16 protein-coding genes and 1 pseudogene are annotated in these 22,178 nt (G+C 36.1%); 12 read left to right on the top strand and 5 right to left on the bottom strand.

What is annotated here, in order from left to right; all coding sequences use genetic code 11:
• Window positions 1–8: 8 nt before the first annotated feature.
• Together BGC7_RS10140 and map are read right to left on the bottom strand one after the other, a co-directional pair.
• On the bottom strand, window positions 9–3,104 hold the full coding sequence (locus BGC7_RS10140; protein WP_050701481.1) for a SusC/RagA family TonB-linked outer membrane protein: 3,096 nt from the start codon (window positions 3,102–3,104) through the stop codon (window positions 9–11).
• A gap of 556 nt (window positions 3,105–3,660) precedes the next feature.
• Complete coding sequence (gene map / locus BGC7_RS10135; RefSeq protein WP_050701480.1) at window positions 3,661–4,416, bottom strand: type I methionyl aminopeptidase; 756 nt, start codon at window positions 4,414–4,416, stop codon at window positions 3,661–3,663.
• A gap of 86 nt (window positions 4,417–4,502) precedes the next feature.
• Here map and BGC7_RS10130 point away from each other — a divergent pair, with 86 nt between their 5' ends.
• From BGC7_RS10130 to BGC7_RS10105, 6 genes are all read left to right on the top strand, one after another.
• Window positions 4,503–5,366 (top strand): helix-turn-helix domain-containing protein, encoded by an 864-nt coding sequence (locus BGC7_RS10130; protein ID WP_082206642.1) that lies wholly within the window; start codon window positions 4,503–4,505, stop codon window positions 5,364–5,366.
• A gap of 66 nt (window positions 5,367–5,432) precedes the next feature.
• Window positions 5,433–5,996, top strand: a complete 564-nt coding sequence (locus BGC7_RS10125) for a Crp/Fnr family transcriptional regulator (protein WP_050701478.1) — start codon at window positions 5,433–5,435, stop codon at window positions 5,994–5,996.
• A gap of 69 nt (window positions 5,997–6,065) precedes the next feature.
• Window positions 6,066–6,398 carry a DMT family transporter gene (locus BGC7_RS10120; protein WP_050701477.1) on the top strand — a complete coding sequence of 111 codons (333 nt, stop codon included), beginning with the start codon at window positions 6,066–6,068 and terminating at the stop codon, window positions 6,396–6,398.
• A gap of 127 nt (window positions 6,399–6,525) precedes the next feature.
• A complete protein-coding gene (locus BGC7_RS10115; RefSeq protein WP_050701476.1) occupies window positions 6,526–6,813 on the top strand; it encodes a putative quinol monooxygenase in 288 nt (95 codons plus the stop codon).
• 8 nt (window positions 6,814–6,821) lie between these two features.
• Complete coding sequence (locus tag BGC7_RS10110) at window positions 6,822–7,421, top strand: HD domain-containing protein (RefSeq protein WP_050701475.1); 600 nt, start codon at window positions 6,822–6,824, stop codon at window positions 7,419–7,421.
• A 65-nt stretch (window positions 7,422–7,486) separates the two neighbouring features.
• Window positions 7,487–7,891 (top strand): NUDIX hydrolase, encoded by a 405-nt coding sequence (locus tag BGC7_RS10105; protein ID WP_087880067.1) that lies wholly within the window; start codon window positions 7,487–7,489, stop codon window positions 7,889–7,891.
• 316 nt (window positions 7,892–8,207) lie between these two features.
• On the opposite strand, the gene BGC7_RS10100 is transcribed toward BGC7_RS10105, so the two are convergent.
• The gene (locus tag BGC7_RS10100; RefSeq protein ID WP_050701473.1) at window positions 8,208–8,504 is read right to left on the bottom strand and encodes a hypothetical protein; all 297 of its coding nucleotides are present in this window, start codon (window positions 8,502–8,504) and stop codon (window positions 8,208–8,210) included.
• A gap of 914 nt (window positions 8,505–9,418) precedes the next feature.
• Here BGC7_RS10100 and BGC7_RS10090 point away from each other — a divergent pair.
• Window positions 9,419–9,833, top strand: a pseudogene (locus BGC7_RS10090) (alpha/beta hydrolase); the annotation flags it as partial.
• Here BGC7_RS10090 and BGC7_RS17875 read toward each other — a convergent pair.
• Window positions 9,823–10,017, bottom strand: coding sequence for a hypothetical protein (locus tag BGC7_RS17875; protein ID WP_157258695.1), 195 nt, complete (start codon window positions 10,015–10,017; stop codon window positions 9,823–9,825). The pseudogene BGC7_RS10090 and the gene BGC7_RS17875 sit on opposite strands and share 11 nt — an antisense overlap.
• Before the next feature lie 47 nt (window positions 10,018–10,064).
• A complete protein-coding gene (locus tag BGC7_RS18045) occupies window positions 10,065–10,250 on the bottom strand; it encodes a hypothetical protein (RefSeq protein ID WP_050701470.1) in 186 nt (61 codons plus the stop codon).
• 147 nt (window positions 10,251–10,397) lie between these two features.
• On the opposite strand from BGC7_RS18045, the gene BGC7_RS10080 reads away from it, so the two are divergent.
• The 5 genes from BGC7_RS10080 (at window position 10,398) to BGC7_RS10060 (ending at window position 22,165) form a co-directional block, all read left to right on the top strand.
• The gene (locus tag BGC7_RS10080) at window positions 10,398–12,968 is read left to right on the top strand and encodes a hypothetical protein (protein WP_050701469.1); all 2,571 of its coding nucleotides are present in this window, start codon (window positions 10,398–10,400) and stop codon (window positions 12,966–12,968) included.
• Between the two features lie 198 nt (window positions 12,969–13,166).
• A complete protein-coding gene (locus BGC7_RS10075; protein WP_050701468.1) occupies window positions 13,167–15,449 on the top strand; it encodes a GH92 family glycosyl hydrolase in 2,283 nt (760 codons plus the stop codon).
• Between the two features lie 30 nt (window positions 15,450–15,479).
• Window positions 15,480–17,114: a glycoside hydrolase family 76 protein gene (locus BGC7_RS10070; protein ID WP_185112973.1), complete on the top strand. Its 1,635-nt coding sequence runs from the start codon at window positions 15,480–15,482 to the stop codon at window positions 17,112–17,114.
• Between the two features lie 22 nt (window positions 17,115–17,136).
• Window positions 17,137–20,256 (top strand): SusC/RagA family TonB-linked outer membrane protein, encoded by a 3,120-nt coding sequence (locus tag BGC7_RS10065; RefSeq protein ID WP_050701466.1) that lies wholly within the window; start codon window positions 17,137–17,139, stop codon window positions 20,254–20,256.
• Between the two features lie 10 nt (window positions 20,257–20,266).
• Window positions 20,267–22,165: a RagB/SusD family nutrient uptake outer membrane protein gene (locus BGC7_RS10060; protein ID WP_050701465.1), complete on the top strand. Its 1,899-nt coding sequence runs from the start codon at window positions 20,267–20,269 to the stop codon at window positions 22,163–22,165.
• The last annotated feature ends 13 nt before the right edge of the window (window positions 22,166–22,178 follow it).

Genomic DNA, 22,178 nt, shown 5'->3' with positions numbered 1-22,178 from the left:
TCTATTATTTATAGTTTTACATTCAGACCAAAAGATATAGTTCTCATTGACGGATAACGATAATATGTAGTTCCATCAAATGTCTGTTCCGGATCCAGTCCCTGTTCTTTAGTAAAAGTCAACAGATTTTCAGCCTGTGCAAATACATTGATGTTTTTTAATCCGATAGGCTTTAATACTGATTTTGGTAGTGTATAGGATAGAGTAACTGTTTTTAGGCGTAAATAAGAACGGTCGACCAGAAAGCGGGTAGATTGATTAGTCCACGCACTTTTAGGTTCTGTTGTCAAACGAGGAACATCTGTATTTCTATTTTCAGGAGTCCATCGGTTTAGCATATCTACACTCCAAGTTCTTCCCGCAGAACCTTGATGTTGCAGAGACAATTTATCGCTATTGTATATTTTCCCTCCAATAGTATAAGCAAATAGTGCAGACAACTCAAACCCCTTGAAAGAAAGATCTGACTGAAATCCTCCTGATATATCAGGCAATGAAGATCCGCTTTTCACTTTATCTTTATCGGCTACCGACGAATAGTCTTCTGTTATAACTTTTTCTCCTGCAGCATCATAACGATACCACTGAGGCGCTCCTGTTTCAGAATTTATACCTGCCCACTCTATCAAATAAAAGTCGTAGAGAGAGCCACCTTCTACCCATTTTTTTGTACCGCTCCACATTTCAGCAGAAGGTAGTGATACTATTTTGTTTTTATAAGTCGTTGCATTCAATGCCAATCTCCATTTCCAGTCTTTAGTTGATACGGGATAGCCTTCTAGCGAAAACTCCCATCCATAGTTTTTAACAGCGCCAATATTTTCGCTCGTGGAAGAGAAACCCGAAGATGGCACCAGGTTCTTACTGAATAAAAGATCTTTTGAGCGACGCTCGAAGAATTCGACAGAACCACTTAAGCGATTATTAAAGAACCCAAAGTCAAGACCGATATTTAGATTCAAATTTGTTTCCCAACTCAAATTCGGTGTTGCTAAGCGAGAAGCTATAAGGCCGGATTCTCCCAGATTGTTCTGAATAGCGTATAAAGCCTGATATGCATAATATCCGATATTATCATTCCCCGAAGCACCATAACTGGTTCTTAGCGTAAGGTTTGACAACCAATCAGCTTTGGCATCAGCCAGAAACGATTCATCAGCCAGTCTCCACGAACCTCCTACCGACCAAAAAGCACTCCAGCGTTTGTCGGGATGGAAACGTGATGAACCATCGGTACGAACTGATGTTGATAAGAAATATTTACTATTGAAAGAATATTCAGCACTTCCAAAAAAACTTAATAATTTATACTGATCACTATTACCGTTGAAACTATTTAATTGTGAAGCAGCATCCGGCTCATAAAAGCCATCCATAACAACTTTTTCGCGTGACCCTCCAAAGTAAGAAGTATTAAATTCATAATATTCTTGTCCTGCCATCAAGCGGATATTATGCTCTTTATTCAATGTAGTAGTATAATTCAATACATTATTGGCAGTAACTCCAGTGGTACGGGTGTTTGATTTGCTCACACTTCCTCCCGAAGTAGCACTAGGGCCATAAGTCGGATTAGCATAATTATGATCGAATCGGCTATTATAATCAACATTAATAGACGATTTTAATGTTAGATTTTTCAGGGGCTCTACCTGAATATAACCTCTAAATGAAGCTGCATCTCTTTTTATTTGATTTAAGTCGTGGGGCATAGATCCCAGCAAGTTATACTTGGCATAAGATGTAGCCCTATACGCACCATAATCTATCATGCGTCCTCCTAATACCGGGTCTTCCAAATAAGCACCTGTGGCTCTATCTCTTTGATATACCGGATAGAATGACGGTAGAGCTCTACCAAAAAGAATAACATTCGAAATAGCCGAATCATCTTGTTTAGGATAATCTTGCTCAGAATGAGTACCTGATAAGTTAAAACCAACCTGCAACCATTTCTTTATATCTGTAGTTAAATTAGTTCTAAGAGTATATCGCTTAAAACCAGATTCGATAACAACGCCCTGATCATTTAAATATCCTGCCGATACATAATATTTAGAGTTGCTACCTCCACCACTCACTTGTACATTGACATCTGTATAATGCGCATTTTGAGAAAGAGCATCTGTCCAGTCGTCATTCCATAGAGGGTTAAGTCCCGATTTTAATTTTCCATCAGTTCCTACCGGTTGAGGGTTAGCTGTTCCATAAGGATTGATACCTATCATCCCTACAATGTTAGAAGAAGCATATGTTGCAGCATCTTCGGATGTAAAACCATTATCGAGACGGTTATTGCGTAAAGCTTCCCAAAAAAGTTCAAAATACTGATTTGTATTTAATTGATCGTAGTCGCGCCGAGCCCGATCCGAAAACCCATATTTCGCAGTGAATTCTACAGTAGGAGCTTCACTTTTTTGTCCTTGTTTAGTTACAATCATTATAACGCCATTTGCTGCGCGCGAACCATACAGAGTAGCAGAAGCAGCGTCTTTAAGCACTGTTATAGATTCAATATCGGATGAAGCTATAGATGAAAGTGCTCCATCATACGGCACACCATCCACTACATACAGAGGACTACTGGATGCATTGACTGAACCGATACCTCTTATACGTATGGTTGCATCAGAGCCGGGTTGCCCACTGGAAGAAAAAGATTGCAATCCGGCAACAGTTCCCTGTAAGGCTTTAGAGACACTACTCACTTGAGACTTTTTAATAATATTGCCACTGACATAACCCGCAGATCCGGTAAATGTCGATTTCTTTGCCGTTCCATAAGGAACTGTTATTACCAGCTCATTCAATTCTAGAGCAGATTCTTTCAATTCTACATCAATAGTTTTTCGACCATTTATAGGAGAATCAACAGTCTCATACCCTAAATAGGAAAAGACTAAAGTTTCACTACCATCTACTTTCAACTGATAGTGTCCATTTATATCGGTCATTGTACCATATGTAGCTTTATTTTTAACAGAAACGGTTACTCCAGGAAGAACATCTCCGGCCGACGTAACTGTTCCGGACACAGTATAGTCTTGAGCATATAGTGTCGCAATGCAGAAGAAACTGCATAGCAGAATATAAAATCTATTCATGACTTTGTTTTTTATTAATATTTTTTTAGAAAAGAAAATTATAGAGACATCTATAATTAAATAATAGGTAGAGATAGGGTTCAGCAACAACACATTCGCATGTGCATGGAAATCACAGAAGTATTCGCATGATTATCATTTTTTTTGTTAGAGAAAAAAACAACTAGATGTTTGTACGCTGAATAAGCAATTTTCATAAGTTTTCTTAGTTAATCAAATTTATTTAAAATAACATTACAAAAGTAAGGCTAATGAAATATGGCTCAAATACCACAAATGCGGTATTTATACCTTACATCAGCCTTTCTGAGAAAAAAAGAGGAAACTTCCCTACTCTATTCTTTTGTAAATAAATATTTTGAATTATTAGTATTGCTTACCCATGCCGTATTAAAAAACCAGTCCATCTCCTTCCATTATCCAGTTGCAGAGAACATCTACAATAAGAAGTATGCAGATTGCAATTAGTATAAATCCTGTGTATTGGGCGGCTGTTGAAAAGTCTTTTGTATATTTTCCCGAAAGAGAATAGCACTCTCTTAATTTTCAGAGATAATCAAATGCCATTTTTTGCTGTCAAAATAATAGGTTTATCGGAAGTTACTAAAACAGTATGCTCGTGCTGAACACAGAAACCTCCTTTGTTACCCACAAGAGTCCAACCATCCTTCAGTGTATTAACCGATGTGGAATCGGTTGTAATAAATGTTTCGATAGCAACAATACTATTCTTCTTGAATCTGCGGTGTTCATATCTGTCGTAATAATTTAAAATACAATCGGGTTCCTCATGTAAGCCTCTTCCAACACCATGTCCTCCTAAATTCTTAATAACCTTATATCCTTTATCCTTAGCTGTTCTTTCAATAATTCGCCCGACCTCTGATATTTTAATACCACCTTTGATTGCTGCTATGGCTTTATATAACGCCTCAACAGAAGCATCTACTAACCTTTGATTCTCATTTATATCTTCTCCTAGGACAAATGAACCTCCGTTATCTCCGTAAAATCCATTTAGTTCAGCAGACACATCTATATTAACCAAATCACCCTCTTTAAGGACTTTTGAAGATGGTATACCATGTGCCATTTCATTATTAACGCTTATGCAGGTCCATCCCGGAAACTTGTATGTTACAAAAGGAGCCGACTTTGCTCCGTAATTTTTAAGTATTTCTGCTCCGTATTCATCCAATTCTTTTGTCGTCATACCTATTTTGGCATATTCTCTCATTTCTTTCAATGTGATTGCAACAATATCGCTAATCTCCTGAATGCCCTTTAAATCTTGATCTGTTTCTACTGTCATAGCATTTTTGAGGCAAAGTTATCATGAAGAAAAAGTCTGTCATAGTATAAATTAGACATATCGCAAACTAGTTGTAGTTGAACATTATGCATATCTTTGTATCCATTATGCCAATCAACTTTCTAAAAGAAATTATTCAACAGGAAAGACTATCTTCTAATGGTAGATACTGGATGAGGAAATCCCCATCTGAGGTATGTATTGACTATATTGAAGGGTTCTATTTGTTTTATGATATTGATAATAAAACAGACCATTGGATATTTAATGATGGTTTTCCTGCTATTATATTATTCCCTCATAGAAGTAACAAAGTTTGCATTACTATTGATGGTAAAGAAAATATTGTGGAATCGGGTTGGGTTGATGCCGGTGTTATGAAGAAGTCTTATTTAAGATATTTCGAAGAGCTGGACTATATCCTGATTATAAGATTTAAACCTGAATATTTTCACAAACTGTTCAGCTTAAAGCCATCCTTTTTCAAATACAGGAATATTGCAACACTGGCAGAGATTAATTTTGATATAGACTTTCTAAGTCAGGTATATGCTACAAATTCCATTGATAGTAAGATTGATATAATCGAATCGTACATAAAGCCCCTGATGCCAAGGAGTGACAAAGTAGGGTTATTAAATTCTGCGGTTGAACTAATCAATCGAACTAAGGGACAAATCTCCGTGTCCAATGTAACTAAAAAGATTGGAGTAAATTACAAATGGCTGGAGCGGAACTTCTTTATGCATATGGGACTTACACCTAAAGAGTACATCCAATTACAACGCTTTATTTCTGCATATATCAATTTACATACTGAGCCAAATGATTTATTGAATGTAGCAATAACTAATGGCTACTATGATTATAACCATTTTCTTAAAGAATTTAAGGATTTTACAGGCAAAACTCCGATGGAATATATTTCCGCAAAAAGAGTATTATCATAAGAGTATTCTAAAACTAGGAGCTTGATTAGCTGTTCTGATTTTAAACTTCAGTATTAAATAAAGTAAATGCAAATTAAAGAGGTACTTGAATCAAAATACAATCTTTCTAAAAAGAATAGTGAGCTACTTATTTCTCATATGGAACAGGTAACATATTCGAAGAAAGAAATAATACAGAGGGCTGATACGATGGACTATTATATCTATTTCGTTGAGAGTGGACTTATTCGCAGCTTTATTTCCAGAGATGGACGGGAAATCACTTTGTGGATTGTTCCCGAAGGAGGGACGCCTATCTCATCCTCCGGATTAACAAAACCCGGTATATCTAAAATAACAATAGATACTGTTACCGACTGTATATTGTGGAGAGTCTTAAGATCGCAACTAGGATCTTTATGCGGAGAATCTCTTGCTTTTGCCAATTTTACAAGAGAGATGGCAGAGAATGTCATATTCGAAACCGAGATATTCTGGGCAGACTATTATGGTCTTGATAAGAAAGAACAATACAAACGTCTTATGAAACAATATCCTGAACTTCTTCAACGGGTATCATTAGGCGAAATAGCCTCTTATCTGGATATTACCCCTCAATCGTTAAGCAGAATACGCCGCACAATTGATTAATTACCATAAGGTAAATTCTATAAAATTCCGATTCTTTACCTTTGCTCTTCATTTATAAATATGATTAAAATGAAAGGCTTTATATTCTTATTGGTTGCTATTATTTTCGAGACACTGGGCACCTCGATGTTAAAGATGTCGGAACAGTTTACAAAACTTACACCTTCGGTCGTATCAATAATTGCTTATCTCATTACCTTTTATTTTTTGAGCCTGTCATTAAAGACTATGCCTGTAGGTATTGCCTATGGAATATGGGGCGGTCTGGGAATTGTATTAATAACCGTGATCGGAGCTGTCTTCTTTAAGCAAACACCTGATGTGTCGGCTATCATAGGTATTGGGCTTATTGTTGCAGGAGTCGTTGTTGTGAATGTATTTTCAAAAATGGGCGTTCATTGATCCTTAATTTTTAGAATAAATGATCTTATATGATTCTTAAAGAATATTTGAATCTGGTAATTCCTATTTATCTTTGTTGTACAAAAAGAAATCACTTTAAATATTAATTACTGGGAGATAAATAAGAATGATAAAAGTTATAGCCGAAGATTTTATTAAAGAAGAGTATCTGGAAATAGTAAAACCTTTTTATACTGAATTGGTTACTAGGACCAAATTGGAAAAAGAATGTATCGAATACAACCTTTATATAGATCAGGACGATAAAACTCACTTTATCTTCATTGAAGAGTGGCCGGATCACGACGCATTGGATAGACATTGCCAAACAGAGCATTTCAGGAGACTTGTTCCTTTGATTAATAAATATCAATCTAAAGAGTGTGAATTTACCATAATGGAGATTTTTCAATAGGCAATAGAATGAATAAAGAAAATATCCTTATAAAAGCTCAAGAATATATAAAAGAAACTTTTCTAAAAGAAGGAACGGGACATGACTATTACCATATAGAACGAGTGGTAATCAATTCCCGAAAAATTTTACAAACAGAACAGGCTGATAGCTTTCTGGTTGAACTAGCAGCTTGGTTACATGATTTAGGGGATCATAAGCTTCATAATGGTTTGGATAAATCTGAAGAGTTAATCAATGCTTTTCTTAAATCCTTACTTGTTGATCGATCTACTATAGACAGAGTCGTCAAAATTGTTTCTCAGGTTTCTTTCAGTAAAGGAAATAAACCATCATCGATAGAAGCCGAAATTGTTCAGGATGCGGATAGATTGGATGCTATTGGAGCAATAGGTATAGCCAGATGCTTTGCTTATGGTGGCAGTAAGAATCGTATTCTGTATAGCCCGGATGAAAAGGAGAAAGAGAAGTCAAGTATTCAACACTTTTATGATAAACTGTTTAAACTAAAGGATCTGATGAATACTGAATCTGCTAAACTGATAGCAGCAAAACGGCATTCATTTATGGAAGAATATATTACTGAATTTTATAGAGAAGTACAATAAGAATGCTATTAAGTCAAAACAAAGATGTTTTGCCCCATTGGGTTACAATAAATTAAAGTATAATAATGAAATTATTAACAGCAGGATTGGTAGTAACAAAAAACAATCAATTGCTTTTAGCATACAGTAATAATAAGAATGCATGGTACTTACCAGGTGGAAAAGTAGATAAAGGAGAAACTTCCAAAGATGCGCTTATCAGAGAAATTCAGGAAGAATTAAACATTGACTTACAACCCGATAAAATCGAAGAATACAAACATATTTCAGCTCCAGCATACGGAGAAAGTCCTGAATTGATAATGGAACAGGATACTTTTCGATACAATTTAACGGAAAAGATACAGCCAAGCCATGAAATTGCTGCAGTGAAATATTTTGACTTAGAAATGTATAAGCAAGAACCTATTCAGGTTCCCGGTGTATTAAAAGTTTTTAAGCTATTGAAAGAAGATGGTATAATTTTCTAAATTAGAATGAAGCAGTATTCTAAGAAACAAGAAAGAGGAGTTATTTCCACAAGTAGTCAAAAGAAATCGATCACTTTTTTGTTATCTAGGTTTTGAATAATCTGTAATTCCATATCAATTCAGAGTATTTAGTGAGATCTTTCCCATGTTAGTATTGAATAGTATAATTACTTCAGGTTTAGTTTTACCCTTTCCATATTCACAAAAAGCATTTAACACCTATTCCCGAAATGGTTTTATATATGAGGATTGAATACGAAAACTTAAGAAGATAATAGCCTCTAGATTATAATAGATGCGTATATATCCTTCTTCCTCATTTGAGGATGAGTAACCAAGTTGCGAAGGCTATCCATGCAACTTTCAGCAGCAGAGCAATGAAGAGATTAATCTCTCGGTTCAGTTCTATCGCAACACGGCTTTTACCGATTGTACAACCTGATTTAACATTCCAAAGCCGTTCAGGAACAGATAGCTTGGAACTGAATTGGGCGATACTATTCCCAATAATGATTTTGCCGACTATTGGATAAACAGTATAGGGATTAGATACGGATTTTCTACTTTTGCCTTCTCTTTTGAGATAAAAGGATACTTTCAGATTGTTTGTCATAACACTCACATTTTAAGTTTATAAAATTACTATCTATGTGAGTCATTTGAAGAATGAAAGATGCAATAAAAGATACTTAAATACAGATAGTTCGAGCCATTTAATTGCTGTGTTTTGCTTCGCTGAAAAAGGGTAATGTATTAGAAGCAGGACAGATGCATAAATCTACAGAAAACTGTATTTTACCTTCTTGCCACTAAAAGACACACAAAGACCCTTCTTTCTGATTATTAATCATTTAACTTATATTTATTCCCTTTACTATACTACTGCGAGATTTATATAGCAGCAAAAATTAATATATCTTTCACTTGATTTAATCTATCTCAATGACAATCCTTATTGTAGATAACCTTAATTTCTCTCATCGTTAAAAAATCAATATCAACAGCTTCAATATGAAGCTTTACACTTGAAAATGGATTCCTATCAACAACACCGTCATTAAATGCTCTAAGAAAAATTTGTCTTAGGTTTTCATATAGTTCACAGAAGTATTATTCTGAATTTTCAGATTGGTTCTTATATAATTCGAAAAACCATCTATAAAAGATTTATTTCATTCATCTGAATATCAGTTCGATTATATTTTCTTTTAGATAAGATTGGAGATGCTTTAATGTTGTTGTGTGCTTCTAATACGTAGTATAAGTTATTGAGAGAACTTTGTACATAGCTTCATATTCCTCATTATATTCTTGATAAAGAGTTACCAATGTTGTATTTCTATCCTTAATCTTACCTATGAACAAATCTTTCACAGTTTCTACAGTTACAGGAATATTACGAGACAATAATTTGGATTGACACCCTGCAAACAACATTGATAAATTCGTTGATTTCTACTACTTCTTTATCATTCCCACCAACTATTTGGAAGGATTGATTCCATCTTTCAAGTTTTACCTTACGTAGTAAAGTCAGAAGGCTTCAGTGCTACGGTTGATTTCTTTTCTACACGCGACGATGTAGATTCGGAACGTATCGGAATCCTCGGTATCTGTGGATGGGGATGCAAGGTATGAACTTCGCCAAAGACTCAATGCTCAACATACCATCGATTACAAGAACGACATATTATATGCTCTTGCCGGTGGTGTGACAGATCCGGTGCCCGAAGATGCACCTTCCTTTGTGAAAAATTATTACGATTATTACAAAACTAAACGAGATTATCACAAACGTTCACTCAATTTTAATAATGGTTGGAATGTAACCTCGCCTTTCTCATTCATCAATATGCCGATTCTTTCATACAGTGAAGAAATTCGTGATGCGGTACTCTTGATTTACGGAGAAAAAGCACATTTTCGCTATTTTAGCGAATGATCTGCGCCAATTGTTTATCCGTAATGACAGCATTCTGTTGAAAATCTACCTCTTCATGCGGACGTATACGAGAAAAAAATGTAGAATACTTCGTTTGCCTGTATGTTTTCTGCAGATATAGCAGATGAAGAGCCATCATCGTAGCATTGGTACGCGAGTCTTCGAGCTCGATCTGTACCCTCAAACCTATCTTATGTATCCGACCTTTCGCATGCGATCGAATTCATCGAGTCACCAGTCAAATTTTGATTTCAGACCTTTGGTATGGTATACCTTATATCTGCTTTTGTTATACGTTTCTTTATAACAATAGACCGCATAAAATCCTGCATCGGTGAGCTGACTTATATTCTGTACTTCTATTGAGATAGAAGTTGACATATATAATCCGAAAACAAAAAGAGCTTGCTCCGACATACTTTGCACATGTTATTTGCACCGATATTGAAAATTTTATCCGGAACGAAAAAGATATAGAGTAAAAGAATAGGGTAAATAAGATTATAACAATTACATTTATAGAGTCTAATTTATTCTTATGAAGATTCTGATATCTATGCTAAAATGAGAGTACTACTTATTATTCTACAGTTATTTTATATATTATTACCATCCAGCACTTTAAGTTCTACCATTTTATCTTCGGAGTTACATACTGGGCTTTATTTTCGGGCTCATACTGTCATTCCGGAAGAACGCACATCTTTAAATCTTACACCAGATAAACCAATAAATCTGAAAAAAGGAGGTATTCTCGATTTTGAGGTTCTTTTGAGGAGTGAGAAACATAATTATGGATATGTAGCTCGTATTATATTGAATGATACGCTAAATATCGATTTATTAGCAAATAAAGGCTGGAATAAAAATCAATTATCTTTAATGAAAGGTAATCATCAACTGATGAACCTGAATGATCTGCATACAGTATCTCACTATCAAGAAGGCGATTGGTTACATGTAAGTCTAGAAATAAATTATGAAGAACAAAAAGTTGCCTGGACTCTAAACGGAACGAAGCAGAGTGTTTCTACAAATCTTCCACTGTTGAGTAGCGTTCAAATAGTTTTTGGGCTAAATAATATTAAGTCTTTTAAAAGTACAGATGTTGCACCGATGAATCTACGCAATATAAAAGTAACAACAATAAAAGGAAAATCTCTGCGAGAGTGGAGTCTGTCTAAACATGGTGAAGCCAATGTTTACGATGCCTTAGAAAATGCAAGGGCAAGTATACACAATGGAGTATGGGAAATAGACCAACATATAAAATGGGAAAAACTAACTTCGTTTTACTTACATGGTACTAATGGACGAATAGCACCTTATCAGAAAAAAAATGATGGAGGAATATTTGCGATCCTTAAAGATACCATTTATACCTATTCTATTAGTAATGGTAAATTAATAAAAACAATTACAAGTAGTGGACAGCCATACAATTCTACAGTTTCAAGTCTAATCTATGACTCGATAGATAATCTTTTGATATCATACACTCCCGAAAGAGATATACTTAATAGCTATAATTTTCAAAAAAATAAGTGGGAACTAAATATTCCGAATGTTTTTCTATCATACTTACATCAAAGTAGCTGTTATATTCCCGAGAAAAAAGAGTTAATTGCCTTTGGTGGTTATGGGTTCTATCAATATAACGCCATATTATTTAAGCATAATAAAGATTCTGTAGGATGGCAAAAGACTGACTTTTCGCAAACTATAGAACCACGCTATATGACAAGTATGGGCTATTTGGGGGATGGCAAAATATTATTATTGGGAGGGTATGGGAGTAAATCAGGGAAGCAAGAGGAAACTCCTAAAAATTTCTACGATCTACATATTATAGATACTGATCAGATGTTGAGCAAAAAGCTTTGGGAGTTTTCAAACGATAGATCAGAGGTTTTTGGTAATTCTATTGTGATAGGGAAAGAGAAAAAATCTTTTTACGTACTATCGTTTGACAATGATCGTGCACATTCATATCTGAAACTTAATCAGTTCGACATTACTGCACCTAACAGAAAATTATTAGCAGATTCTATACCATTTTTATTTCATGATACAGAATCATATTGTACGTTGTTCTACAATGAAGCAACCTCTCAATTTATTGCTGCTCTCATTTATCAAGACGGAGCAATAAACTCAAAAGTTGAATTGTATGGTCTGAAATCTCCTGCAATTCAAATAGATGATGTTATACAAAATTCTTCAGATCTATCCCCATCGGACAGCTCGACAAATATCTATATAAATATTTTTATTTTATTTATTATACTTATCATTCTTATTAGTAGTACCCTGTATCTTAAAAAAAGGAATAAGAAAAAAAAAGAGTTTGAACTGATATTATATTCCTCTGATGACCAAGTAAAGATCCAGAACTCTTCAATCCGTCTATTAGGAGGATTTCAAATTGTTAATACAAAGGGAGTTGATATAACTACGGGCTTTACACAAATACTGCGTCATCTCTTCCTGTATATGCTATTATATTCTTACAAAGATACAAATGGTATTACTTCGGATCAGTTGATAGAGACCTTCTGGTTCGGAATGGATAAAAGTAATGCAATGAATAATAGAAATGTAAATTTAAGTAAGCTCAGACTATTATTGAAGGATATAGGAAATATTAATATTAATCATAAAAATGGTTATTGGCATCTGACGATGGATACATCTGTCTCATGCGACTATATTGAAATGATAGACCTATTGAAGAAAGCAAATGCCGAAGTAAAAAGCAAAGTACCTTCATTATTAACTACATTAAACAGAATCTCAGAATTAGGACAAAAAGGAGAACTCTTACCCGATATTACAGAAGAGTGGATCGATAGATTTAAAGAAGATTACTCAATTCTTTTATCAGATATACTTCTCGAATCAATCAAACTACCCGAAGTAAAAAGTGAATTAATGTTACTCTTGAAACTTGCCGAAATAATATTGAGTTCAGATTCGTTAGATGAAAATGCTATTCAATATAAATGTTACGCTTTACACTATTTAGGAAAAAAAGGACTTTCAAAACAATGTTACGAGAATTTCTGTGAAGAATATACTCGGATACTTGGTACAAAACCCGAAATGGAATATTCAGATATTATAAAAAGGAGTTAGTTCTTACTTCGTTTCAAAAAACAATTCTAAAAATATTTATTTACTTATTAATTAATACAATCTTCTCATAACCAGGTTTATATCCTTTAATTAATCTCTTTCTAGCATTTATAATTAATGCTTATTAAGTCGTGGTTAATCTTTGATTAATGAAGCAATATTACTTTCGGCTTCATAAAATAATAGGTTCTATTAACCATGAAAAAAACACATAATAAAAGACTTATTTTATTGGGCAGCCTTTGCTGTTTTGTACTAACATCTATGTTTTGTCAGCAAAGATCTACAAAAAAAGAATTAGTAGATTATGTTAATCCGTATATCGGAAACATCAGTCATTTACTTGTTCCCACCTATCCGACTGTACATTTACCCAATGCAATGTTACGTGTGTATCCTGAACGAAGTGACGCTACCTCCGATCTTCTTTATGGGCTACCTGTGGCAGTTACCAGTCATCGTGGAGCATCAGCTTTCAGTTTAAGTCCATTGCAGGGAAATCAGGCTCATATCTTTCCCGTCAAAAACTATTCTTACGATCTCGAAAAGATAACACCGCACCGCTATAGTGTCTTTTTAGATGAAGATGAAATACAGGTAGAGTTTGCACCTTCATATCAATCAGGGATATATTCATTTACATACAAAAAAGCAGAAAATAACTTCTTGGTTATTAACTCTCGTAATGGTTACGTTGCTTCTGAAAACAACAAAATAAAAGGCTGTCAATATTTAGATGACAAGACCTTTATATACATGTATGGAGAATTAGATAAACCTTCTTTTAAAGTAGGAAAAGTGACAGGAGAAGAAGCTCCTGATTTTAGTCAAAATAAAGCTGATGGCGAGAATGCTGCACTTGTTCTTGATTTAGGCACTGAAAAGAAGGTAACACTTCGTTATGGAATTTCCTTTATCAGCATAGAACAAGCTCAGAAGAACTTGGAAAGAGAAATACAAACATATAACGTTGACGATATCTCCCGTGCAGGACGGGAGATCTGGAATAAAACATTAAATAAGATTCAGGTTAAAGGAGGAACAGAAGATCAAAAAAACGTATTCTATACCTCTTTGTATCGTACTTACGAACGCATGATAAATATTTCAGAAGATGGACGCTATTTTAGTGCATTCGATGGTCAGATCCATACAGACGGAGGAACTCCTTTCTATACAGATGACTGGATTTGGGATACATACCGTGCTACCCATCCGTTGCGCATACTTATCGAACCAAAGAAAGAAATAGATATGATACGTTCTTTTATCCGTATGGCACAGCAATCCCCACATCAATGGATGCCCACATTTCCGGAGGTAACGGGCGATAGCCACAGAATGAACGGAAATCACGCAGTCGCAACCATCTGGGATGCCTATTGCAAGGGATTGACCGATTTCAATTTGTCTCAAGCCTATCATTCATGTCGCGGGGCAATTACGGAAAAAACTCTTTTGCCGTGGAAAAAAGATTCACTAACCGAATTAGATATATTTTATCAGGAACATGGCTATTTCCCATCTCTTCGCGAAAATGAAGAAGAAACATGTTCTGAAGTTCATAGTTATGAAAGGCGTCAATCAATATCTGTAATATTGGGTAACAGTTATGATAATTGGTGTCTGGCTCAAATAGCTCAGTCTTTAGGACATAAAGAAGACTATGACCGATTTATGAAAATGAGTTACTCTTATCGTAATGTGTATAATAAAAAGACAGGTTTTTTTCATCCTCGCGATAGTAAGGGAGATTTTATCGAACCTTTCGATTATCGCTATTCCGGAGGTATGGGAGCGCGTAATTATTATGGAGAGAATAATGGATGGATCTATAGATGGGATGTACAACACAATCCGGCCGATTTGATTAATCTGATGGGAGGAGCAGATAATTTTATTAACAACCTCAATCAAACATTTAGAGAACCACTTGGTCAATCGAAATTTGACTTCTATTCCCACCTTCCTGACCATACCGGCAACGTTGGACAATTTTCGATGGCTAATGAACCGAGCCTGCATATTCCTTACTTATATAATTATGCAGGACAACCGTGGATGACTCAAAAACGAATCAGAACCTTACTTAATCAATGGTTTCGCAATGACCTGATGGGAGTGCCGGGCGATGAAGATGGTGGTGGAATGAGTGCTTTCGTAGTCTTTTCGTCTATGGGTTTTTATCCTGTTACCCCTGGATCACCCTCCTATAATATAGGATCACCCATATTCGAAAATATAAAGATTGATCTGGGAAATGGAGCAATATTTGAAATTATTGCTCACAATGCATCTGATGATAATAAATATATACAATCAGCCAAACTTAACGGAAAGTTATGGGACAAACCATGGTTTAGTCACGATGATATAAAAAATGGAGGTAAGCTGGAGTTGGTGATGGGTGATAAGGCCTCCCACTCGTGGGGCACAAAAGCTGAAAATGTACCACCTTCGGCGCAGCCTTTAAACGAATAAGATTTTTGTTAAACTTAAATAAGTATGAAAATGAAGAGAACTATTTTTTGTGTTTGGATTGCTCTAACAACCTTTATGAGCTGCTCTGCCACCGACGAGGCATTTCTGTCCGAAGCCCCCCAAGCATCTGGCTTAATTTCAGGTGCAGTATATAAAATTACTCCTTACTTGGACGCAAACAAAAGCATCTCGGTCGATCAGGCTTCTTTATCCGAAGGGGCTTCAATTGTGGCTTGGGAAGAAACAGGTGTAAACGCTCAACGCTGGCGTTTGAATAAAGATGAATCGGGGAAATACTATTACCTGACGAATGTATACACAGGACAATCTTTGCATATTCAGAATCCCGTATCATTAGGTGCTAATATAAGGCAATACGAGAAAGAAGATTCATACAACTACAAGTGGTTGATATCTGAATCTGGAGAAGGAACATATCATATCAGCCCTGCATTATTAGCTAGCGAAAATCAGCTTTATCTTGAAGTTGGTGTTGACGGTGAAACTCTTGCTGATGGCACGGAATTAAAATCATATATCAAGCGGGAAGGAGAGGGACAAGGAATACAAAAATGGAAACTTGAGAGAGTATCCGAAGTTCCAAATCGTTTTACAGCCACTATGCGAGATGAGATAGTGAGAGCATGGAAAAATCAGTATTACAAGAAAGCACAAAATACAGGTTATACCCTCAGCAACGCAGCTCGTTTGGCAGATGATAGCCATGTTTGGCAAGATTCAGAAATGTTTGAGATATTACTAGATGCATACGAAACCACATACGATAATACGTATAAAGAGATGTTTCATCAATTGTATATCAATTTTGTTGCCGAAAATGGAAAAAATTGGCTATACAACCAATTTAACGATGATATAACATGGATGATTATAGCGTGCGTGCGTGCCAATCTCTTGTTTGGAGATAAGGAATATTTGGCTGTAGCAGTCGAAAATTTTACCCAAATGTATGATAGAGCATTGATGCCGGAAGGGAGTCTTAGATGGTGTGAAAAACCAGAAGAACGCTTAAAGACAAACTCATGTATTAACTCTCCGGCTGTTGTGGCTGCCTGCTATTTGGCACAGGCTACAGGAGACGAATCCTATTATGAAAAAGCAAAAGGCGTGTATGAAAAACAATCGTTATACCTTTACGAATCTACAAGTGGAATGGTTTATGATTGTGTTACCACAGATAATTTCTCACCTTGGAAATGGGCTTCGACTTACAATCAGGGAACTTTTATAGGAGCTTCGATTATGCTTTATAATCATTTCCATAACGATTTTTACAAAGAAAATGCCCTGAAAACAGCTGAATACACAGTGAAGCACTTCAGTGACAAAAATGGAATTATGTATACGGTCGATGAAAATTCGGACAGAGATCGTCCTGGATTCAAAGGGATACTAATGAGATATATGCGCCAGTTTGTAACCAATTTCGACAATACTGCTTATATAGATTGGATGGAGGCAAATGCCCTACAGGCTTACAATAATAAAAATACTAAAGGAATTATTTGGACTGATTGGACTGTAAAATCCTCAGAAGATTTTATTTACAAGGGTAGCTCCAGAGATGAACATTATGCTACAGATCCATGGGGAACATCAACAGCTATGTCCATAGCTGTTAATCTACCATTGATCCAGAAATAACGGACCTTAAAAGAATTATAATATGAAGAATAAAATAACTAAGCTGATCTTGGTGTTGGCTTTACTATGTATCAATCTCCTGGCTTATGCCCAATCGGGAGAAACTGTGACTGGGCGCGTAGTTGACGAAAAGGGGGAATTGCTTATCGGTGTTGGTGTGATAGAAACAGGAACCACTAATGGAACAGTTACAGATGTAAATGGAGTATATACCTTAAAGGTTGCAAGTAAACGTTCTACTATAACTTTTTCATACATAGGGTTTGATACTCAAACCGTAATGGTTGGTAATAGTAGTAATATTATTGACATTGTGCTCAAAGAATCGAAAACAGATTTGGAAGAAGTTGTTGTGGTAGGGTATGGAAGCCAGCGCCGTATTAGTACAATCGGTTCGCAATCGACAATGAAACTGGCCGACATGAAACAGCCAACAGCAAGTTTAAGTACTTCATTAGTAGGACGTCTTGCAGGTGTAGTAGCTGTACAACGTACAGGGGAGCCTGGTAAGGATAATGCTGATATTTGGATTCGGGGAATATCTACTATGGGTAATTCAAATCCATTGGTGTTGGTCGATGGAGTAGAGCGGTCATTCAATAATATTGATCCTGAGGATATTGAGTCTTTAACTATATTAAAAGATGCATCAGCAACAGCTGTGTACGGTGTAAGAGGGGCCAATGGAGTTATATTGATTAAAACTAAGCCCGGATTATCAGGAAAGCCATCGGTTAGCGTCGACTATTATGAAGGAATAAGTCGTTTGACCAAAATACCGAAACTAGCAGATGGAACTATATATATGGAGGCTGTAAATGAAGCAAGGAAAAACAATGGATCAGCCAGACTGTATTCCGAAACGGAAATATTGAATACCAGGCTTGGAACAGATCGGTTATTATATCCTAATGTCAATTGGATGGACGAAGTATTTAATGATATAGGGCATAATCGTAGAGCAAATGTAAATGTTCGGGGAGGGGGGCAAAGTGCCAATTATTATGCATCAGTAAGTTACTATGACGAAAAAGGATTGATAAAAAAGGATAATAATGAATCTTACAATTCTCAGATAGGATATAACAGATATAATTTTACAACGAACCTAAATATCAATGTAACATCCACTACCAAGTTAGACATCGGAGCTTCAGGCTATTTGGGCGAAGGAAGGAGTCCGCACGAATCTACAAGTGATATATTTAGGGTAGCAATGACAACCTCGCCGGTTGCCCTGCCCTTGATGTTTAATATAGATGGTAAAGATTATATTCCATACGATCAGCCTAATGGAGGATTCAATAATCCCTATGTTGGAGCAACAAAGCGAGGATTTAAGACTACCACTAATAGCCAAATATATTCAAATCTGAGACTTACCCAAGATCTTAAATTTTTGACCGAAGGGTTGAATATCTCCGGAATGTTTGCTTTTGATACCTACAACTCTCGCACAGTAGATCAATCTAAGGCAGAATCTACTTACTATTGGGCAGATAAGAACAATCCGTATGACAAGAATGGTAACCCCATCTTAGTACAAACTTACGAAGGTTCCAAGAATCTTGGATATAGTGTCAATAGCGAGGGAAACCGAAAAAGCTATTTAGAAGCATCGTTAAATTACTCCCGAGCATTTGGAGAACATCGTGTTGGAGCCTTGATTCTTTATAATCAGGAAGATAAGGTGGAGACTTTTAAGAACACCACTATTCTTCAGGGATTGCCTTACAGATCGAGAGGGATTGCCGGTCGCGCAACATACTCATGGGCAGATAAATATTTTGGAGAATTTAATGTTGGTTACAATGGTTCCGAAAACTTTTCACCATCGAAACGCTATGGAACCTTCCCTGCCTTTGGCTTGGGTTGGGTGCCATCTAACGAAGCATTCTGGCAGCCGATTCGTAATGTCGTATCATTTTTCAAAATTAGATACACAAATGGATTTATAGGGAATCAGGCTACACCAAAACGTTTTTTATATCTCGAATCATTAGAATATAATGGCGACAGAGGCTATACATGGGGAAATGACAGACGCAATGTCGATGGGTATAATGTGCTTAATGAAGCTGTAGATGTATCATGGGAGAAGTCCCATAAGCAAGATTTAGGTTTTGATATAAAATTTATGAACGATGATATATCATTAGTATTAGATCTGTATCAAGAGCGTCGTAAGGGAATTTTTTTAGACAGGGGAGCTGTTCCGAGCTTCATCGGAATAACATCTACACCTGTAGGTAATCTAGGTATTGTAGATAATAAAGGAATAGAACTTGATTTAGAATATAACAAGCAGGTAAACAAAGATTTACTCTTAACTCTTCGTGGCAATTTCACTTATGCTCAAAATAAAGTAATAGAAAACGATCAACCGGAACAAATGTATTCTTGGATGAACAGAAGAGGATATAACACTCTCGCAACATGGGGGTTGATTGCTGATGGCCTGTATACCCAATCTGAAATAGATCAGATCAATACATGGGAGGCTTTATCTGAGGCAGAGAAGGCAAATACAGCCCGCCCTTTTCCATCGCAATTTGGCACAGTGCAAGCAGGAGATATTAAGTATCGAGATCTGAATGGAGACGGGCAGATTGATACATACGATGAAGCTAAAATAGGAAGAGGCGATGTGCCTGCTATCGTATATGGTTTTGGGTTCAATATACAATATAAAAATATCTCTTTAAGCACTCTGTTTCAAGGAACAGCACAGGCCGATAGATTTTTGAACGGCTTGGGAATACAGCCATTTTCGGGTTCGGGAGGCGAAGGTAATCTTTACTCGAATATAACCGATCGCTGGACAGAAGAAAATCCTAGTCAAGACGTGTTCTATCCACGATTGGCATACGGTGCAGATAAGAATATAAATAATTTTCAAACTAGCACATGGTGGAAAAAGGATATTAGTTTCTTGCGATTAAAGTCGCTGCAAATTACATATAGATTACCTAAAAAATGGACGAACAGTGTGTTCTTGAATAATGCTTCTGTATATGCTATGGGTACCAATATATTTACGATAAGTAAATTCAAGTTGTGGGATCCTGAGTTGAATACAAACAATGGAACATCATATCCTAATGTTTCGACTTACACACTGGGTATTAACTTTAATTTTTAAACAAACTATTATGAAAAAAAATATCATATTTGGCTTGTTGTTGGCTACATTCTGCTTTACTTCTTGTTCCGATTTTTTCGATCAGATGCCAACAGACAGATTAACTTACAAAGATCTTTTCGAAACAAAAGCTTCGACAGAAAGAGCTCTGGCAACAGTATATTCATATATTCCTGATGAATTTCATCAACGTTTTCCATCCGAAGGTAGTTCCACTCCCGGTGCTTGGACGGCTGGAAGTGATGAGGCAGAATATTTCTGGAATTTTCCGGCATCGCATCTGATTAACAACAATACTCTAACGCCTAAGACATCAATGGTAGGAGAGTATTGGCGAAAATACTATATTGGTATTAGTACAGCGTCTCAGTTTATAGCAGGTGCTCCTGAATGTAGAGAGTTGGAGGCTAAGTTGTTGGCACAATGGATTGAGGAAGCCAGAGCTGTGCGTGCTATGTATTATTTCTATCTGCTTCGTATCTATGGTCCGATTCCGATATTGCAAGATACACCAATAAATGTAGACGCGCCGTTCGAAGAAGTTCAGTTGCCTAGAAATACAGTTGAAGAATGCGTTGACTATATAGTAGGTGAATTTGACAAAGTGCTAAAGAGCGAATCACTTCCGGATAAGACTATTGCATCTAACTATGGTCGGATAGATAATGGCATTGTGATGGCATTTAAGGCAGAGGTATTACAATTTGCCGCAAGTGATCTGTATAATGGGAAGAGTTCGTTTTTTGCGAATTTAGAGAATAAAAATGGAACAAAACTTTTTCCGACTGATAATTCTGAAACCACTATCCGCAACAAGTGGCAAAGAGCAGCTAAAGCGTCCAAAGATTTTATAGACAAATTTGTACCGACAACTTATGATTTGAATAGAGTATATATAAACGGAAAGTTAAATGCTTATCAGTCATATAGAGATGCGGTCAGAGGTGGTGAATTTACGAATAAAGAAATGATCTTTTATCGGATAAGTGTAGATAACAATGCAATGCAGTATGATCGTACTCCTCGTAACAGTGGTGCACCTAGTGGTGGTTATAGAGCGTCGGGAGGTTTGGGTGCATCTCAACAAATAGTCGATGCCTACTTTATGGCAAATGGTAAGCAACCTATATTAGGTTACCAATCGGATGGGATTACACCTGTTATCAATCCGGAAGCAGGATATGAAGATTCTGGATTTACAGATGCTATTTACTACGATCCTATAACCGGTATCGAATTAGCACCTAAGGGAATATCAAAAGCTTGGGCTAATAGAGAGCCTCGTTTTTATGCAGATATTACATTCTCAGGACAAAAATGGTTGAATACAGAGGAAGGTGAATTTTTTACAGACTTTAGTTACGATGGTAACTCAGGACTACATAATGGCGAGTGTCCTCCCACAGGATATACTGTCCGAAAAAATGCACCGTTAGGCGCTTGGAGTAGTGGAAACGCTATTTGTATATTGTTACGTTTAGCTCAAGTATATCTGAACTATGCCGAAGCACTAAACGAATGCGAACCAGGCAATTCAGACATATTACTTTATTTGAATCTGATAAGAGAAAGAGCCGGTATTCCAACCTATGGGACGGGTGTAGATCAGATACCTATACCAGCTGGTCAAGATGCGATGCGAGAAGCAATCCGAACAGAAAGACGAATCGAATTAGCATTTGAAAATAGCCGTTATTTCGATGTCCGTCGGTGGTGTATTGCAGATAAAACAGAAAATATGCCGCTTTGTGGAATGAATGTAAATGCAAATGGGGCAAACTTCTATAAAAGAACATGGTTTGAGAATAGAATATTTGAAAATAAAATGTACTTTTTCCCTATACCTCAAAAAGACATTGATATTGATAAAGAATTGGTGCAAAACACAGAGTGGAGTACTCAACAGTAATAATTACTTAATG

The organism is Dysgonomonas sp. BGC7 (assembly GCF_001261735.1).
Classification (GTDB): domain Bacteria; phylum Bacteroidota; class Bacteroidia; order Bacteroidales; family Dysgonomonadaceae; genus Dysgonomonas.
Note: the sequence above shows the minus strand (reverse complement) of the source record. Positions and strands in the feature narration are given on the sequence as shown.

Excerpts from the sequence above, each read along its gene's own strand:
- BGC7_RS10140 (WP_050701481.1), bottom strand. The coding sequence starts at position 3,104 with ATGAATAGATTTTATATTCTGCTATGCAGTTTCTTCTGCATTGCGACA.
- map (WP_050701480.1), bottom strand. The coding sequence starts at position 4,416 with ATGACAGTAGAAACAGATCAAGATTTAAAGGGCATTCAGGAGATTAGC.
- BGC7_RS10130 (WP_082206642.1), top strand. The coding sequence starts at position 4,503 with ATGCATATCTTTGTATCCATTATGCCAATCAACTTTCTAAAAGAAATT.
- BGC7_RS10125 (WP_050701478.1), top strand. The coding sequence starts at position 5,433 with ATGCAAATTAAAGAGGTACTTGAATCAAAATACAATCTTTCTAAAAAG.
- BGC7_RS10120 (WP_050701477.1), top strand. The coding sequence starts at position 6,066 with ATGAAAGGCTTTATATTCTTATTGGTTGCTATTATTTTCGAGACACTG.
- BGC7_RS10115 (WP_050701476.1), top strand. The coding sequence starts at position 6,526 with ATGATAAAAGTTATAGCCGAAGATTTTATTAAAGAAGAGTATCTGGAA.
- BGC7_RS10110 (WP_050701475.1), top strand. The coding sequence starts at position 6,822 with ATGAATAAAGAAAATATCCTTATAAAAGCTCAAGAATATATAAAAGAA.
- BGC7_RS10105 (WP_087880067.1), top strand. The coding sequence starts at position 7,487 with ATGAAATTATTAACAGCAGGATTGGTAGTAACAAAAAACAATCAATTG.
- BGC7_RS10100 (WP_050701473.1), bottom strand. The coding sequence starts at position 8,504 with ATGACAAACAATCTGAAAGTATCCTTTTATCTCAAAAGAGAAGGCAAA.
- BGC7_RS18045 (WP_050701470.1), bottom strand. The coding sequence starts at position 10,250 with ATGTCGGAGCAAGCTCTTTTTGTTTTCGGATTATATATGTCAACTTCT.
- BGC7_RS10080 (WP_050701469.1), top strand. The coding sequence starts at position 10,398 with ATGAGAGTACTACTTATTATTCTACAGTTATTTTATATATTATTACCA.
- BGC7_RS10075 (WP_050701468.1), top strand. The coding sequence starts at position 13,167 with ATGAAAAAAACACATAATAAAAGACTTATTTTATTGGGCAGCCTTTGC.
- BGC7_RS10070 (WP_185112973.1), top strand. The coding sequence starts at position 15,480 with ATGAAGAGAACTATTTTTTGTGTTTGGATTGCTCTAACAACCTTTATG.
- BGC7_RS10065 (WP_050701466.1), top strand. The coding sequence starts at position 17,137 with ATGAAGAATAAAATAACTAAGCTGATCTTGGTGTTGGCTTTACTATGT.
- BGC7_RS10060 (WP_050701465.1), top strand. The coding sequence starts at position 20,267 with ATGAAAAAAAATATCATATTTGGCTTGTTGTTGGCTACATTCTGCTTT.